Raw genomic sequence first — 15,456 nt, forward strand, 5'->3', positions numbered from 1 at the left:
AGGGGAGGGGCGCAACGGCGCGTCCCTCCCCTTCTCTTCGCACCATCCCACAGGGTTTCGGCGCCGCCCTCAGGCCGCGCCGTCGTCGACCCGCTACGCTACGAACCACGCCGCACCAGGCGAGGGGAGGAACTCCGACGTGACAGTAACCACCGCGCAGGCACCGACGCTGACGCTGGACCACATCACCAAGCGATTCGGATCGCTGACGGCCAATGACGCCATCACGGTCGACATCACGCCGGGGCGCATCCATTGCCTTCTCGGCGAGAACGGCGCCGGCAAATCGACGTTGATGAACATCCTCTTCGGGCTCCTGCAGCCGGACGAGGGTGAGATCCGGATGGGTGATGAGGTGCTCAACCTCACGAACCCGAAGCACGCAATGGCCAAGGGCATCGGCATGGTGCACCAGCACTTCATGCTGATCCCGGTGTTCACCGTCGCGGAGAACATGGTGCTCGGCCGCGAACCCGGGAGCGGCGGCCTCCTCGACATCAACTCCGCCCGCAAGGCGGTGCGCGAACTGAGCGAGCGCTACAACATGTTTGTGGACCCCGACGCGCTGGTCGAAGACCTGCCGGTGGGCATCCAGCAGCGCGTGGAGATCCTCAAGGCCCTCGCGGGCGGCGCGCAGTACCTCATCTTCGACGAGCCGACGGCGGTGCTCACTCCGCAGGAGATCGACGAGCTGATGCTCGTGATGAAGGCCCTCCGCGACGAAGGCAGGGCGATCGTCTTCATCACGCACAAGTTGCGCGAGGTGCGCCAGGTCGCCGATGACATTACGGTCATCCGCCGCGGCAAGGTCGTCGGCAAGGCGGAGCCGGGCGCCTCCGAGGCCGAGCTGGCCACCATGATGGTGGGCCGCTCGGTGTCACTGAAGGTGGACAAGAAGCCGGCGGAGCCCGGCGAACCCCGCCTCACGATCAGTGAACTGACGGTGGCCGCCCCGTCGGGTCAGGTCGCTGTCGACCACCTCAGCCTGGATGTGCGCGGCGGCGAGATCGTGTGCATCGCCGGCGTGCAGGGCAACGGCCAGACCGAACTCGTCGAAACCCTGCTCGGCACCCGGACGGCGCTCAGCGGCACCGCCACCCTCGACGGGGTGGACATCACCCGCGCCAAGCCGGCGAAGACCATCAAAGCCGGCCTCGGCTACGTGCCGGAGGACCGGCACCGCGACGGCTTCATCGGTGAGTTCTCCATTGCGGAGAACCTCGTGCTCAACAACCTCGACGAGTTCTCGCGCGGCGGTTCGCTGCAGCTGAAGAAGATCGCGGACAACGCGGTGGCCCGCATCGAGGAGTTCGACATCCGCGCCGGCTCACACACACAACCCGTGCGCTCGCTCTCCGGCGGCAACCAGCAGAAGGTGGTGCTCGCCCGCGAACTGTCGCGCGACCTGTCACTGCTCGTCGCCAACCAGCCCACCCGCGGCGTGGACGTGGGCGCCATCGAGTTCCTCCACACCCGCATCGTCGAGGAACGCGACCGCGGCACCGCTGTGCTGCTCGTGTCCACGGAGCTGGAGGAGGTCGAGTCCCTCGCAGACCGGATCGCCGTCATGTACCGCGGCAAGATCGTCGGCATCGTTCCGCCTGACACCCCGCGCAATGTGCTCGGCCTCATGATGGCCGGTATCAGCCACGAGGACGCACTCGCCACGATCAAGGAGGCCGGCAATGAGTGACAAAGTGAAGGCACCCCGTCCGTCGTGGGTCACCTCCACCATCATCACGGTGGCCTCGTTGATCCTCGCGTTCATCGTCGGCTCGTTCGTCATGGTGTTCACGGACGCGGAGGTCGCCTCCACGTGGGGCTACTTCTTCTCGCGTCCCAGCGACGCGCTCGTCGCCTCGTGGGACAAGATCTCAGCCACGTTCTACGCCATGTGGGTCGGGTCCATGGGCTCCTGGGTGGCCATCACCAACACGACGGCGGAGGCGGCGCCCCTGATCTGCGCGGGCCTCGGTGTAGCCGTGGCGTTCCGCGCCGGGCTGTTCAACATCGGCGCCCAGGGCCAGGCGATGCTGGGTGGCCTGACGGCCGCGTTCATCGGCTTCAGCATCAAGGGCCTGCCGATCTTCATCCATCTGCCGTTGGCCATCGTCGTGGGCATCGTCGCCGGCGCCGTCTGGGGCGGCATCGTCGGGCTGTTGAAGGCGAAGACCGGCGCGCATGAGGTCATCGTGACCATCATGATGAACTACATCGCCGGTTCGTTCCTGGCGTTCCTCATGCTGCAGCCGGCGTTCCAGACCCCTGGCCGCGCAGATCCCATCTCGCCGGTCCTCGAGTGGACCGCCACGCTCCCGCGCCTTGCAGGCACGCGGCTGCACCTCGGCTTCTTCCTGGCCATCGCCGCGGCGATCGTCTGCTGGTGGCTGTTGGAGCGCACCAAGTTCGGCATCCATCTGAAGGCGGTGGGCCTGAACCCGAACGCCGCCGCCACCTCCGGCGCCAGCGTGGCCAACGTGACCATCCTCACCATGGCCCTCGCCGGTGGCCTCGCGGGCCTGGCCGGGGTGCAGGCAGTGACCGCCCCCGAACTGCTCACCGGCACGCCCACCCAGATGACCGGCACGATCATCGGCACGCTGGGCTTCGACGCCATCACGGTGGCGCTGCTCGGTAGATCGAGACCACTGGGAGTGGTGCTCGCCGGCCTGTTGTTCGGCGCGCTCAAGGCGTCGCGCCGCACGATGGTCACGATGGCCAACACGCCGGACAAACTGACAGACCTCATCCAGGCCCTCGTCGTGCTGTTCGTGGCCGCGCCCGCGTTCGTCGCGTGGCTGCTGCCGTTCCTCAACGAGCGCAAGACCAAGCGTCGTTCCGTTCCTGTCGCGAAGGTGGCTGAAGCATGAGCACCCAGACCCTGCCCATCCCGGACAGCGACCTGCGCCTCGTCAAGAAGGTCGAGTCGCCGGAGGCGAAGGCCCAGCGCCTCTCCACCGGCACCCTGATCGCCGTCATGGGCGTCGCGCTGCTGCTCATGGCGTTCACCGTCAACAAGTCCGGGCGGATCGCCCTGTCCGATGCCTTCTCCGAGGTGCAGTTGCCCACGCTGGAACTGCCCGGCACCGCCACGGTCCTCATCGCGGCACTGCTGGTACTCGGCGCCGGTATCGGCTACCTCAGCGGGAAGCTCAGGGGCAGGATGCGCACGCTGGCGGCCGTGGTCGCCGGCCTGGGCATCGTCGTCGGCTTCCTCGTGTGGGCCGCGGCCAGCTCGCCGCTGCCCTTCACGCTCACCAGCCAGCTGAACCTCACGCTCGAATACGCCACGCCGCTGTTCTTCGGCGTGCTGGGCGGCGTACTGGCGGAGCGGGCGGGCGTCGTGAACATCGCCATCGAGGGCATGTTCCTCACCGCGGCGTTCTCGGCCTCGCTGACCTACAGCCTGACGCAGTCGTTCGTCGCGGCGCTGTTCGCGGCCGCTTTGGCCGGCGTCATGATGGCCGGGATCCTGGCGCTGTTCACGCTGCGCTACCTGGTGGACCACGTCATCATCGGCGTCGTCATCAACGTGCTGGCCACGGGCCTCACGGGCTTCATCTACCAGCAGTTGGTGGCCAAGGACATCGCCACCTACAGCAACGTGCGGCCCATGCTGCCCATCCGGATCCCGGGCCTGGCGGACGTCCCCTTCCTCGGGCCCATCCTGTTCACGCAGCGGCCCCTCACCTACATCGCGTTCGTCGCGGTGCCGCTGGTGTGGTTCCTGCTGTTCCGCACCAAGTGGGGCCTCCGGGTCCGCTCGGTGGGCGAACACCCGCACGCTGCAGACACCGTCGGCATCAACGTGCTCTGGACCAAGGCCTCGGCCGTGCTGCTCGGCGGCGTGTTCGCCGGCATCGGTGGCGCGTACTTCACCATCGGCTCGGTGGGGTCGTTCCAGGACAACAACCCGACGGCGGGCAACGGCTTCATCGCTCTGGCCGCGGTGATCATGGGCCGCTGGCACCCCGTCCTCGGCGCGCTCGTGGCGCTGTTCTTCGGCTTCGCCCGGGCGCTGGCCCAGAACACGAAGCTCATGCAGCTGCCCATCCCCAGCGACTTCATCGAGATGCTGCCCTACCTGGCCACCATCATCGCGGTGGCGGGCCTCGTCGGACGCGTGCGGGCCCCTGCCGCAGATGGCGCGCACTTCATCAAGAGCCACTGATGACGAGCATCGACTGGGAGTCGCTGCGGGCCACCGCGCTCAGCGTGATGACCCGCGCCTACGCCCCCTACTCGAAGTTCCGGGTGGGGGCGGCGGCGCTGGTGGACGACGGGCGCGTGGTGAGCGGCTGCAACGTGGAGAACGCCGGCTACGGCGTCACGCTGTGCGCCGAGTGTGGGCTGATCTCGGACCTTGTCGCCGGTGGGGGTGGGCGCCTGGTGGCGTTCACCTGCGTCGGTGGTGAGACGCGGGGTGAGGTGATCACGCCGTGCGGACGGTGTCGCCAGTTGCTCTTCGAGCACGGCGGCGCAGACCTGTTGATGGAGACCCCGGCGGGCATCGTGACGTTGGCTGAGATGCTGCCGCAGGCCTTCGGCCCCGGCAACCTCACCTGACCGCACGCCTCCCGCGGCGCGGCGCCTGGGGTGCGATGAGCAAGTGGATGGCCGACGCGTCTACTGGTAGGACACGAGGTGGGGCAACGGCTTGACCTGCGCCACCGTCTGCTCAGGCGTCAGCATGGGCAGGTCCTCGTCCTCGAAGTTCTTCCAGCCGAGGAACACGTTCTGGGGCAGGTCCTTCAGCAGCGCCTGCCAGGTGGCCTGCTTCGCCGGCTGGCCGCCCTGCCCGTCGGCGTGCATGAGGTATTGGATCTCCGGGCGGCTGGTGTCGAGCCGCTCCCTGCCGATGACCATCCGGGGCTGGAACTGGTGCAGGACGAGCACCTTCGACGGCAGGTTGTTGTCACGCACCAGGTCTGCCAGCCAGGTGCCCACGGCGTTGACCTCTTCGATGGCCACCTGCCCGATCTGGCGCAGGTGCACCTGGTTGGGCTTGAGGCGCCATTCCGGATCGAGCGCGAGACCCACCGACGGGCGGCGGAGCAGTTCCTCGTACAGCTTGGCCTGCGTGAGGAAGTCGACGCGGCCGGGCTGGAGGTCGATGATGACGTAGATGTCGTTGGCTTCGGCCGCCTCGATCCACGGCATGATCGTCTCGATCGGGGTGCGATTCGAGTAGGAACCGTCGGCCGTCCTCGACGCCGAGGCCACCGTGACGATGATCTCGAACGCCCCGATGACCTTCTCGTCGGGCAGGAGCTTCTGGTACTCCGCGACGAGCGCGTTGACCCGGGTGACCGCCTGGGCGGGCGGCTGCTCGCCCAGCATGCCGAGCACCGGCGCCGTGGGGTGTCCGTACAGGGCGACCATGCGTCGGTCCGGGAACGGGGTGGTGCCGCCGCCGGGCAACTCGGCCACCTGCGGGGTGGGCGAGGGCTCGGGGGAGGGGCTGCTGGGCTCCGGCGACTGGCTGGCCGACGCCGACGCCGCTGGGCTGCGGGAAGCGGTGGTCGGCGAGGCCGACGTCGGGTTCTCGGAGGGGGGCGCCACCGGGGATCCCGCGTCGGTGCAACCGGTCGCCAGGGCGAAGCCGCCTGCTGCGGTTCCCGCGATCAGTGCTCTTCTGTTCAGCTCAGCCATTGCAACAGCCTGCCACGGATCGGGGGCAGCTCCCCGGCCTGCCCGGTAGCCTGAGCCCATGCTGAGCCTCGACGACCTGCGCGCACTGCCCAAAGTTGCACTCCACGACCACCTCGACGGAGGGCTGCGCCCCGAAACCGTCATCGAGCACTGCGCTGCCAACGGCCACGAGCTGCCGACCACGGATCCGGAGGCTCTGCGCCGGTGGTTCTTCGAAGCCGCAGACTCCGGCTCGCTGGTGCGCTACCTGGAGACGTTCGCGCACACGGTCGCCGCGATGCAGACCGCCGAGCAGCTCGAGCGGGTGGCGCACGAGTTCGTCGTCGACCAGGCCGAGGACGGCGTCGTCTACGCCGAGGCGCGCTGGGCCCCAGCGCAGCACGTGGCCAAGGGGCTGACGCTGCAGCAGTCGGTGGAGGCGGTGCGCGACGGCTTGGCCTCCGGCATGAGGGCGGCCGCGGCGTCGGGCCACGCCATCGTCGCGCGGCAGATCCTCACCTCGCTGCGCCAGGACGACCCCACCGTCGAGATCGCGCAACTGGCCATCGACAACCGCGACGACTCCGTCTGCGGGTTCGACATTGCGGGGGCGGAGGACGGCTTCCCCCCGTCGCGCTTCGAGGGTGCGTTCCGCCTGCTCAAGAAGCACAACATGTTCTTCACCATCCACGCGGGCGAGGCATTCGGGCCGCCCTCGATCTGGGAGGCCGTGCAGCTGTGCGGCGGCAACCGTCTGGGCCACGGCGTGCGGATCGTCGAGGACCTGACCATCGAGGAGGACCGCGTGCGGTTCGGCCGGCTGGCCGCGTACGTGCGCGATGCCCAGATCCCGCTCGAGGTGGCGCCGTCGTCGAACCTCCAGACCGGCATCGCGGGGCAGATGAAGGACCATCCCATCGACCTGCTGAAGGGCCTCCAGTTCAACGTGACCGTCAACTGTGACAACAGGTTGATGAGCGACACCACGATGTCGCGCGAGTACCTCAAGCTGGTGGAGACGTTCCGCTGGGACCACGACGACGTCGAGCGGACCACTGTGGGTGCGATGCGCGCGGCGTTCCTGCCGCACGACCAGCGCGAATCGATGATCCGCGAGGTCATCCTCCCCGCCTTCGCCGCCGCCCGCTGACGTCCGGAAGGCCGGGGAGGCTGTATCCACCGAAGGATGGATGCCTGCCGGGTGAACCCTGTGAGCGGAATCGCGACGATGGATGCATGCTGAATCGACTCCTCCTCTCCGCCGGAACCTGGACCGCCCTCGGACTCGCCTCGGGCCTCTACTGGCGCGAAATGACCAAGATCAACGAGTTCACCGGCGACACCATGCTCTCGACCGCCCACACGCACGCACTGGCGCTCGGGACCCTGGTGTTCCTCGCCATCCTGGCGCTGGCCAAGGTCTTCCCCATCGCGGAGAAGAGCGCCAAGCTCTTCACCCTGCTCTACAACATCGGCCTCGCCTTCACGTTCGGTTCCATGGTGGTGAAGGGCACCCTCCAGGTGCTCGAGGCTCCCATCGCCACCTCCGCCATGTGGCCCGGCTTCGCGGGCCTCGGTCACATGATCCTGACCGGCACCTGGGTGTACTTCTTCGTCATCCTCGGCAAGGCGCTGAAGGCCGACGCCCGCCAGCCGCTGGAGACCGCTACCGTGGAGGCGTGACGACCCCTTCCCCGCGAGCCCAACTGGGCGTCGCTCGCGCGCCCAGGTGGTCGGCCTCCTGGTGGTTGAGGGCCGGGCAGGCGGTGATGTTCGTCGGGTTGCTGATCATCGCCAGCGTCCTGCCTGAACTCGGTTGGGCAGCTTTCTGGGCCTGGCCCGTGGCCGCCGTGACCCTGCTGGTGTTCGTGTTGGTCCTCCAGAGCGTCGACAGGATGGGCGCGCTGGGCCGCACGGTGTGGATGAGCGTCCTGTTCACGTTGTCCACAACGCTGATGTGGATCTCACCGAATTACCTGTGGATCGCCTTTCCGCTGTGGCTGATGGGCGCGGCGGTGCTGCCGCTACTGACGTCCTTGCTGCTCACCGCCGTCACTCTCGCCGTGATCGTGACGGTGCTGAGCATGGGCGGAGACGGCGGCGTCGGCTCCATTCTGGGACCACTCTCGGGCGCACTGATCGCGGTGGGGCTGTCGCGCGGTGTGCTCAAGTTCGAGCACGAGGTCTCTGAGCACCGTCGCCTGCTGGACGAGGTGCTGCGGGCCCATGACGAGACCGCGCGCCTGCAGCGTGAGGCCGGTCAGTTGGCTGAGCGCACCCGGCTCGCCCATGATATCCACGACACCTTGGCGCAGGGCTTCTCCTCCATCGTGCTCCTTGCCCGGGCTGCGGGCCGTAAAGCAGCCGACCACCCGGCGCGGGACCTCATCGCCCAGATCGAGGCCACGGCGAGGGAGAACCTCGCAGAGTCACGCCGCGTCGTCTACGCCTTGGCGCCTGAGGAGGCCGGCGCGGGTGGCCTCGCTGCACCGCTGCGCCGCCTGACGGCGGAGGTGGCCGAAGCGCTCGGAGCGCAGTGGGACGTCACCGTCGACCCCGAGCTGCCCCGGCTCGCCACGTCCACTGAAGTGGCGCTGCTGCGCGCGGCGCAGAACGCGTTGGCCAACGTGCGCCAGCACTCGCGGGCCGGCCGCGTCGGCGTCGAGTTGGCCCGCGCAGGGGACCACGTCCACCTTGATGTCGTCGACGACGGTGTCGGATTCGACCCGGCCGTCACGGTGGAGCGCACCATGAACGGGGGCTACGGGCTGCGCGCTCTCCGCGAGCGCCTCGCAGACCTGGGCGGTGAGCTCACCGTCGAATCGGAGCCGGGAGGTGGCACGGCCGTCACCGCCCGCCTGCCGCTCGTGCGGGCGGACGAGGTGTTGCCATGATCCGGGTACTGCTGGTGGACGACCATCCGGTGGTGCGGTCCGGCGTCGCGGCGCTGCTGAGCGGGGCCGCCGCCATCGAGGTGATCGGGTCCGCCGCCACGGGCGAGGAGGCACTGCGGCTGGTGGACGAGCTGTCGCCCGACGTGGTCCTCTGCGACCTGAGGCTGGGAGAGGGACTCGACGGCGTGGGCGTCACCGAGGCGGTCAGACGCCGGCCCCGCCCGCCGGCGGTGCTGATCCTCACCACCTACGACAACGACTCCGACATCGCCAGGGCCGTCCTGGCCGGGGCCGCGGGGTACCTGCTCAAGGATGCGCAGCCCGAAGACATCATCGAGGGCATCGCCGACGCGGCCGCCGGGCGGCTGGTGCTCTCGCGCGACCTCGAGGTGCGCGTCGTCGAACGGATGTCGCAGGGCGTGCCCGCCGTGAGTGCGCGGGAACTCGACGTGCTGCGGCTGGTTGCCGAGGGGAGCACCAACCGGGAGATCGCCAGGCAGTTGTTCATCTCCGAGGGCACCGTCAAGACCCATCTGGTGCATGCGTTCGGAAAGTTGGACGCTGATTCGCGTACCGCTGCGGTCGCCGCGGCGCGCCGGCACGGCCTTCTGAGCTGACCGCTGGTGTCCTCGCCGGATGATCGCTGCCCAGTTCCCTCTCAGGAGCGCACCTCCGTGCTGCGCGCGACGGTGGATGCCGAACTCCTGAATGCCACTGGCGCTAATGTCGTGCCATGACTGAGCCGAACGCCCCCGTTGCACCTGTTGCCGACGTCAAGGACTGGACCTGGGTCACCTCCCGGGCCTGTCCTGAGTGCGGCTTCGACCCCGCCACGGTGTCGACGGAGGACCTGCCCACGCTCATCCTGGGCGCGGCCGAGCGGTTCGAGGTCGCCGTCGAGCGGAAGGGCGCGGAGGAGCGTCCGTGGCCGGAGACGTGGTCGCCCATCGAATACGGGCAGCACGTGGCGGACGTCATGGCGGTCATGACGCAACGCCTGGGCCTGATCCTCGACAGCGACGGAGCGGGCACCGAGTTCGAGGACTGGGACCAGGACGCCGCCGCCGTCGAGAAGGAGTACTGGAAGGCCAACGGCCACGCCACGGCCGTCCTCATCAAGGAACGGGCCGAAGCCGCGGCGAAGGCGTGGGCCGAGCCCGTCGGGGAGCAGTGGTCCTGGGCGGGGCTGCGGGGTAACGGCTCCGAGTTCACGGCGCAGTCACTGGGCCTGTACTTCGCGCACGACCTGATCCACCACCTGCACGACGTCGCCGGCTGAGTCGCCTGCGGGTGGTTCGAACCCTGCCGATTCGCGGTCAGGGAGCCAGGTACTGCGGGACTGCCGAAGGTTTGGTTGACCTCCGGGGTTATGCCGCCAGTTTAGCGGCTGGGTTCATGATGAGTTCGAACTCGATGGGGGTGAGTTTTCCGAGGCGGCGTTGACGGCGTTTGCGGTGGTACTTCCCCTCGATCCAGGACACGATAGCCAGGCGCAGTTCCTCTCGTGTGCCCCAGGATCGACGGTCGAGGACGTTTTTCTGGAGTAGCGCGAAGAACGACTCTATCGCGGCGTTATCGCCACATGCCCCGACCCTGCCCATCGAGCCACGTAGCCTGTGACGCTTCAGCGCCTTGCGGAAGCGGCGCGACCGGAATTGGGAGCCTCTATCGGAATGGACGATCACCCCAGCGGGCCCGCCTCGGTGGGCCACCGCCATCTCGAGCGCGTTGACGGCGATACGGGCCTTCATCCGTGAATCGATCGAGTAGCCCACGATCCGGTTGGAGAACACGTCCTTGATCGCACACAGATACACCTTGCCCTCGCGGGTGCGGTGTTCGGTGATGTCGGTCAGCCACACCTGGTTGGGTCCGTCAGCGCTGAACTGCCTGTTGACCAGGTCATCGTGAACCGGCGCGCCGGCCTTCTTGTAGCGGGTCTTGCGCCTGGTGAACACCGACTGGATCCCGGCGACCCGGCACAACCGCCACACTCTGCGCTCCGACAACTCGTAGCCCAACTCAGCGAGGTCGTCTGCCAGTACCCGGTAGCCGCCCTCCGGGTCGTCGGTGTGCAGCTGATGCAGCACCGAGATGAGTTCTTGCTCCTCGGCCTCACGGGCTGACACCGGTTGCTTGAGCCATTTGTAGTAGCCCTGTTTGGAGAATCCCAGTATCCGGCACGCGACCGCCACCGGCACCCTCACCCGGGCACCGACCGCGGCCATCTCCTTCACGAGCGGATAGATCATTTTGGGGGCGTGATGTGAGCCTGCGACAGATACGCCGCCGCGCGCCGCAGCACCTCGTTTTCCCTCTCCAACTCCCGGATCCGACGCAGTGCCTGCGACATGTCCTTGCGGGCCTCTGGATCGGTGGTCGGGGTCATCCCATGGGACTTGAACCTGGCATCACGGAGCCAGGCTTGCAGCGTGGTCTTCGCCACTCCGAGGTCCTTGACGACCTGCTTTTGCGGGATACCCGACTCGACCAACGCGACCGCGTCGCGCTTGAACTCGTCGGTGTAGGTGATCTTCGGCATGGTTGCCATCCTTTCAGCACGCCCCCCTCTCAGGAATCATGCGGTCTTGGAGTCAACCAAACCGTCAGCAGTCCCTGCTTCAGGTGGTCGCCGGTCAGGGTGCCCGCATCCATCAGGCCTTCGGGCGTACCCTCGTAGACGATGCGGCCACCGTCGTGGCCGGCGCCCGGGCCCACGTCGATGATCCAGTCGGCGTGCGACATCACGGCCAGCGAATGCTCGATCACGATGACGGAGTTGCCGCGGTCCACGAGGCCGTGGAGCATCTCCAGCATCGCCTCGATGTCGGCGAGGTGCAGCCCCGTGGTGGGCTCGTCCAGCACGTAGACGCCGGCACCCTCGGCCATGCGGATCGCGAGCTTGATGCGCTGGCGCTCGCCGCCGGACAGGGTGGAGAGCGGCTGCCCGAGCCTGAGGTAGCCCAGGCCCACCGCCAGGAGGCGGTCCAGGATCTTCTTCGGGGTGCCGGCGGTGAACACCTCGGCGGCCCTCCCGATCGGCAGCGCCAGCACCTCGGCGATGTTGAGCCCGTGGAGCCGGTACTGCAGCACCTCGTCGGTGAACCGTCGGCCCTCGCACACCTCGCAGGTGTTGGCCACTCCGGCCATCATGCCCAGATCCGTGTACACGATGCCCAGGCCCTTGCAGTTCTCGCAGGCACCGGCCGAGTTGGCGGAGAAGAGCGCTGGCTTGACCTTGTTCTCCTTCGCGAACGCCGACCTGATGGGGTCCAACAGACCGGTGTAGGTGGCGGGGTTCGAGCGGATGGAGCCGCGGATGGCGCCCTGGTCGACCACGCGGATCTCGCCGGCCTTCTTCAGCGCGCCCGATTGGATCGAGCCGTGGATCAGCGACGACTTGCCTGAGCCCGCCACGCCCGTGACCACCGTCAGCACGCCGAGCGGCACGTCGACGTCGACGCCCTTGAGGTTGTGCGTGGTGGCCCCGCGGATCTCCATCGCGCCCGACGGCGTGCGCCGGTGGGTGCGCAGCGTGGGCTTGTGGTCCATCAGTTCGCCGGTGATGGAGCCGGACCTCCTGAGGCCCTCAAGGTCGCCGACGTAGACGATCTCGCCGCCGTCGGAGCCGGCGCCGGGGCCGATGTCGACGATGTGGTCCGCCCGCTCGATGACCTGCGGCTTGTGTTCCACGACGAGCACGGTGTTGCCCTTGTCGCGCAGCGACTGCAGGAGGTCGATCATCCGGTTGATGTCGTGCGGGTGGAGGCCGACGGTGGGCTCATCGAACACGTAGGTCACGTCCGTCAGCGCGGATCCGAGGTGGCCCACCATCTTGACCCGCTGGGCCTCGCCGCCGGACAGCGTGCCGGATTCGCGGTCGAGCGACAGGTAGCCCAGCCCCACCTCCACCAGCGAGCCGAGTTGGTCCGCCAGCGCGGTGAGGACGGGAAGCGCCTTGGCGGAGGTGGTGTGGCCTGCCAGTTCCAGGACCCATTCGCGCAGGTCAGAGACCTGCCACGCCAGCGCGCTGGGCAGCGTCACGCCGTCGACCTCAGCGGAGCGCGACGCCTCGTTGAGCCGCGTGCCACCGCACTCGCGGCACGCGGCGAAGGTGCCGATCCGCTCCGCGAATTCGCGGATGTGCTTTTGGCCGGCCTCCTTCTCCGGGTTGAGGAACTGGCGCTTCACGCGCACGACGATGCCCTCGTGCGTGGTGTTCATGCCCAGGAACTTCACCCGGGTGCCGGGGTCGTACATCAACCGCTCGAGTTCCGTCGGCGTGTAGTCCTTGACTGGTTTATCCGGGTCCAGCTCGGGGTCCTCGCCGTACATCTTCCACTGCCAGGTCCCCACCCCGTAGCCGGGGACGGTGATGGCACCGTCGTTGAGGGAGAGCTCGGTGTTGACGATGAGCGTCTCGTCGACGGCCGACACCTTGCCGTTGCCCTCGCATGCCGGGCACATGCCCTGCGGCGTGTTGAAGGAGAAGTGGAAGCTGGGCCCCACGTGGGGCGTGCCCAGGCGGGACCAGACCAGCCGCAGCAACGAGTTGACGTCGGTGGCGGTGCCGACGGTGCTCCGGCTGTTGGCTCCCATCCTTTCCTGGTCGACGACGATGGCGGCCGACAGGTTCTCCAGCCGGTCCACGTCGGGCCGGGCGGGGGAGGCCATGAAGCTCTGCACGAACGCGGGGTAGGTCTCGTTGATGAGCCGCTGCGACTCCGCCGCGATGGTGCCGAACACCAGGGACGACTTGCCCGAACCGGACACTCCGGTGAAGACGGTCAACTGCCGCTTCGGGACGTCGACGGAGACGTCCTTGAGGTTGTTGACGCGCGCGCCGCGGACCTTGATCCGATCATGCTCTGCCACCGGGTAAGTATGCCCCCGCAGGAGTGGCCCCGGCCAGACCCCTTGGCCACCCCACCCGAGTTTCACGGGGTCGACGGGGGCCCGAGGGGGCGGGGGCGGTGAAGTAATCTGGCGCAATGATCATCGAGGTCCCCGCCGGAGCGCCGCGCATCACGCTGCGGCATCTCGACGCGGACGGGCGCGCCTCAGATCTGGTCGGCCACCTCATCGCCGCCGACGACGACCGCCTGGTGGTGCTCCCGGAGGACAAGCCGGCCGTGTGGCTGCAACGCTCGATGGTGAAGAACCTGAAACGGGTCCCCGAACGCACTGTGCTGCCGGCCTCGCCCCCCGACGCTATGCAGCGGATGCTGGACCGTACCTGGCCCGGGCTGCGTCGCGCGCGGTTGGGCGGCTGGGTCCTCCGCGACGGCAACCGGCGCACCACCCGGGCGAACTCCACCCTGGTGGGCGGCGACCCCGGGATGCCGTGGAACGAGGCGCTCACACTGGCCGACGAGTGGCGCGGCCGGCCCACCATCCTGCAGGTGGTCATGGGTGATCCCGTCATCGACCTGGCCAAGGCCGCGGGCTACGAGTTGCGTGGCCCCACCGTCGTGATGGTGGCCCGGGCTGATGACCTGCCGTATGACCACGTCGAGGTCAAGAAGTCGTCTGAGCCCGACGAGGGGTGGCTCTCCATCTGGCGTGGCGGCCGCACGGACGCCGACCTGGTGGCGGAGATGACCAGCGCCCCGGCCACCTATGCGCAGATCCCGGGCATCGCCGTGGGGCGCGTCGCCCTGTGGGGTTCGTGGGCGGTCATCTCGTCGGTCGAGGTCGCTCCCGCACTGCGGGGCACCGGTTGGGGGCGGGCGATGACGCGGGCGTTGGTGGATTCGGTGGAGTGCCGCTTCGTCGCCCTTCAGGTGGGGGAGGAGAACACCGCCGCCCGCTCGCTGTACGCCAAGGAGGGCTTCGTGGAGCACCACACCTACGCCTACCTCTTCCCGCCCACCGCCGGATGAGTCCTTCGTAGCGTTCGCCCGCGCTCGCCAACTCTCGGGGCGGCGGTAGGGTGTCGGGCGTGATTGTTGCTGCCGCAGACGGTTCCTCCCTCTCCAACCCAGGCCCGGCAGGCTGGGCCTGGTACATCAGCGACGACGCGTGGGCCTCCGGGGGCTGGCCGCACGGCACCAACAACATGGGTGAACTCATGGCGGTGCTGGACCTGCTGCAGTCCACGGCGCACGTCGACGAGCCCATGCGCATCCTCTGCGACTCGCAGTACGTGATCAACTCGCTGACCAAATGGCTGCCGGGGTGGAAGCGCCGGGGCTGGAAGAAGGGCGATGGCAAGCCGGTCCTCAACGTCGAACTGATGAAGGAACTCGACGTGGCGATGCAGGGGCGCAACCTGCACTTCGAGTGGGTCAAGGGTCATGCAGGGCACGCAATGAACGAAGCGGCCGACGAGCGGGCCAGGGCCGCCGCGTTCGCGTTCCAGCAGGGTGTCGCCTTCGATCCCGGCCCGGGCTTCCCGTCGGCCGCCGCCCCCAAATCGAGGGAGCAGGAGTTCGCCATCGGGTCCACAGATCCGGAGCCGGACCTGTTCTCCCTCGGCGAGCCCGAGCCGGCGCCCTCTGGCCCGGCCGGCGGATGCCCCGGCACCGCTTCACCGCGGGTCAAGGCCAAGCTCCTGCAACTCACGCGTGAACTCCTCGACGACGAGGTGAGAGGCGACTCCCGGGCGCTCGGCGCGCTGCTCCACCCCCATTTCGTCGCCCATGCGCTCGACGGCCAGATCGTCCACAAGGCGCACGGGGCGTGGCAGCCCACGTCGTCGCGCTTCGAGGTGCTCGCCGTCGACACCTACGCCGACGGAGTTGCGGGCGTGCGCTGGCGCCAGGGCGACGACCTCAGCCGCCTGCGCTTCTCGCTGTGGCAGCAGACCCCCGACGGCTGGCTGATGCGGTTCGCCCAGGTCACGCTCGCCGACGCCGTCGGCTGACCGGGCGGCGCCTCGCTCAAGAGAAAAAGCTCCCTCGCGGAGGGCGCCCTGCGTGGGGTCACGCTG

14 protein-coding genes are annotated in these 15,456 nt (G+C 68.4%); 11 read left to right on the forward strand and 3 right to left on the reverse strand.

Features of this window, described 5'->3' with window-relative positions; all coding sequences use genetic code 11:
* Positions 1–139 precede the first annotated feature (139 nt).
* Genes ACZK4S_RS05375 through ACZK4S_RS05390 form a run of 4 tightly spaced genes read left to right on the forward strand, consistent with a single transcriptional unit; the run spans position 140 to position 4,566 of the window.
* Positions 140–1,693 (forward strand): ABC transporter ATP-binding protein, encoded by a 1,554-nt coding sequence (locus tag ACZK4S_RS05375; protein WP_463643604.1) that lies wholly within the window; start codon positions 140–142, stop codon positions 1,691–1,693.
* Positions 1,686–2,870: an ABC transporter permease gene (locus tag ACZK4S_RS05380; protein WP_463643605.1), complete on the forward strand. Its 1,185-nt coding sequence runs from the start codon at positions 1,686–1,688 to the stop codon at positions 2,868–2,870. Before ACZK4S_RS05375 ends, ACZK4S_RS05380 begins: the two co-directional genes overlap by 8 nt.
* Positions 2,867–4,171 (forward strand): ABC transporter permease, encoded by a 1,305-nt coding sequence (locus tag ACZK4S_RS05385; RefSeq protein WP_463643606.1) that lies wholly within the window; start codon positions 2,867–2,869, stop codon positions 4,169–4,171. Before ACZK4S_RS05380 ends, ACZK4S_RS05385 begins: the two co-directional genes overlap by 4 nt.
* Entirely contained in the window at positions 4,171–4,566 is a 396-nt protein-coding gene (locus tag ACZK4S_RS05390) for a cytidine deaminase (protein ID WP_076064055.1), read from the forward strand. Before ACZK4S_RS05385 ends, ACZK4S_RS05390 begins: the two co-directional genes overlap by 1 nt.
* 60 nt (positions 4,567–4,626) lie before the next feature.
* On the opposite strand, the gene ACZK4S_RS05395 is transcribed toward ACZK4S_RS05390, so the two are convergent.
* Entirely contained in the window at positions 4,627–5,652 is a 1,026-nt protein-coding gene (locus tag ACZK4S_RS05395) for a hypothetical protein (RefSeq protein WP_463643607.1), read from the reverse strand.
* Positions 5,653–5,710: 58 nt separating this feature from the next.
* Here ACZK4S_RS05395 and ACZK4S_RS05400 point away from each other — a divergent pair, with 58 nt between their 5' ends.
* The 5 genes from ACZK4S_RS05400 (at position 5,711) to ACZK4S_RS05420 (ending at position 9,804) form a co-directional block, all read left to right on the forward strand.
* On the forward strand, positions 5,711–6,781 hold the full coding sequence (locus ACZK4S_RS05400; protein WP_463643608.1) for an adenosine deaminase: 1,071 nt from the start codon (positions 5,711–5,713) through the stop codon (positions 6,779–6,781).
* An 86-nt stretch (positions 6,782–6,867) separates the two neighbouring features.
* Positions 6,868–7,314: a DUF2871 domain-containing protein gene (locus ACZK4S_RS05405; protein WP_463643609.1), complete on the forward strand. Its 447-nt coding sequence runs from the start codon at positions 6,868–6,870 to the stop codon at positions 7,312–7,314.
* On the forward strand, positions 7,311–8,525 hold the full coding sequence (locus ACZK4S_RS05410; RefSeq protein WP_463643610.1) for a sensor histidine kinase: 1,215 nt from the start codon (positions 7,311–7,313) through the stop codon (positions 8,523–8,525). Before ACZK4S_RS05405 ends, ACZK4S_RS05410 begins: the two co-directional genes overlap by 4 nt.
* Positions 8,522–9,142 (forward strand): response regulator, encoded by a 621-nt coding sequence (locus tag ACZK4S_RS05415; protein ID WP_463643611.1) that lies wholly within the window; start codon positions 8,522–8,524, stop codon positions 9,140–9,142. The genes ACZK4S_RS05410 and ACZK4S_RS05415 overlap by 4 nt, the downstream gene beginning before the upstream one ends.
* Before the next feature lie 116 nt (positions 9,143–9,258).
* Positions 9,259–9,804 (forward strand): DinB family protein, encoded by a 546-nt coding sequence (locus ACZK4S_RS05420; protein ID WP_463643612.1) that lies wholly within the window; start codon positions 9,259–9,261, stop codon positions 9,802–9,804.
* A gap of 88 nt (positions 9,805–9,892) precedes the next feature.
* On the opposite strand, the gene ACZK4S_RS05425 is transcribed toward ACZK4S_RS05420, so the two are convergent.
* Positions 9,893–11,067, reverse strand: a protein-coding gene (locus tag ACZK4S_RS05425; protein ID WP_463643613.1) for an IS3 family transposase whose coding sequence is annotated in 2 segments (ribosomal slippage) — positions 9,893–10,788 and positions 10,788–11,067 — 1,176 coding nt in all. Because the reading frame shifts where the segments join, the coding sequence is not laid out codon by codon here.
* Between the two features lie 29 nt (positions 11,068–11,096).
* Positions 11,097–13,400, reverse strand: a complete 2,304-nt coding sequence (locus ACZK4S_RS05430) for an ATP-binding cassette domain-containing protein (RefSeq protein WP_463643614.1) — start codon at positions 13,398–13,400, stop codon at positions 11,097–11,099.
* Between the two features lie 116 nt (positions 13,401–13,516).
* On the opposite strand from ACZK4S_RS05430, the gene ACZK4S_RS05435 reads away from it, so the two are divergent.
* Both ACZK4S_RS05435 and ACZK4S_RS05440 read left to right on the forward strand, forming a co-directional pair.
* Positions 13,517–14,407, forward strand: coding sequence for a GNAT family N-acetyltransferase (locus ACZK4S_RS05435; RefSeq protein ID WP_182764518.1), 891 nt, complete (start codon positions 13,517–13,519; stop codon positions 14,405–14,407).
* A 59-nt stretch (positions 14,408–14,466) separates the two neighbouring features.
* Positions 14,467–15,390, forward strand: coding sequence for a ribonuclease HI family protein (locus tag ACZK4S_RS05440; protein WP_076060223.1), 924 nt, complete (start codon positions 14,467–14,469; stop codon positions 15,388–15,390).
* The last annotated feature ends 66 nt before the right edge of the window (positions 15,391–15,456 follow it).

The organism is Tessaracoccus zhenghani (assembly GCF_055326325.1).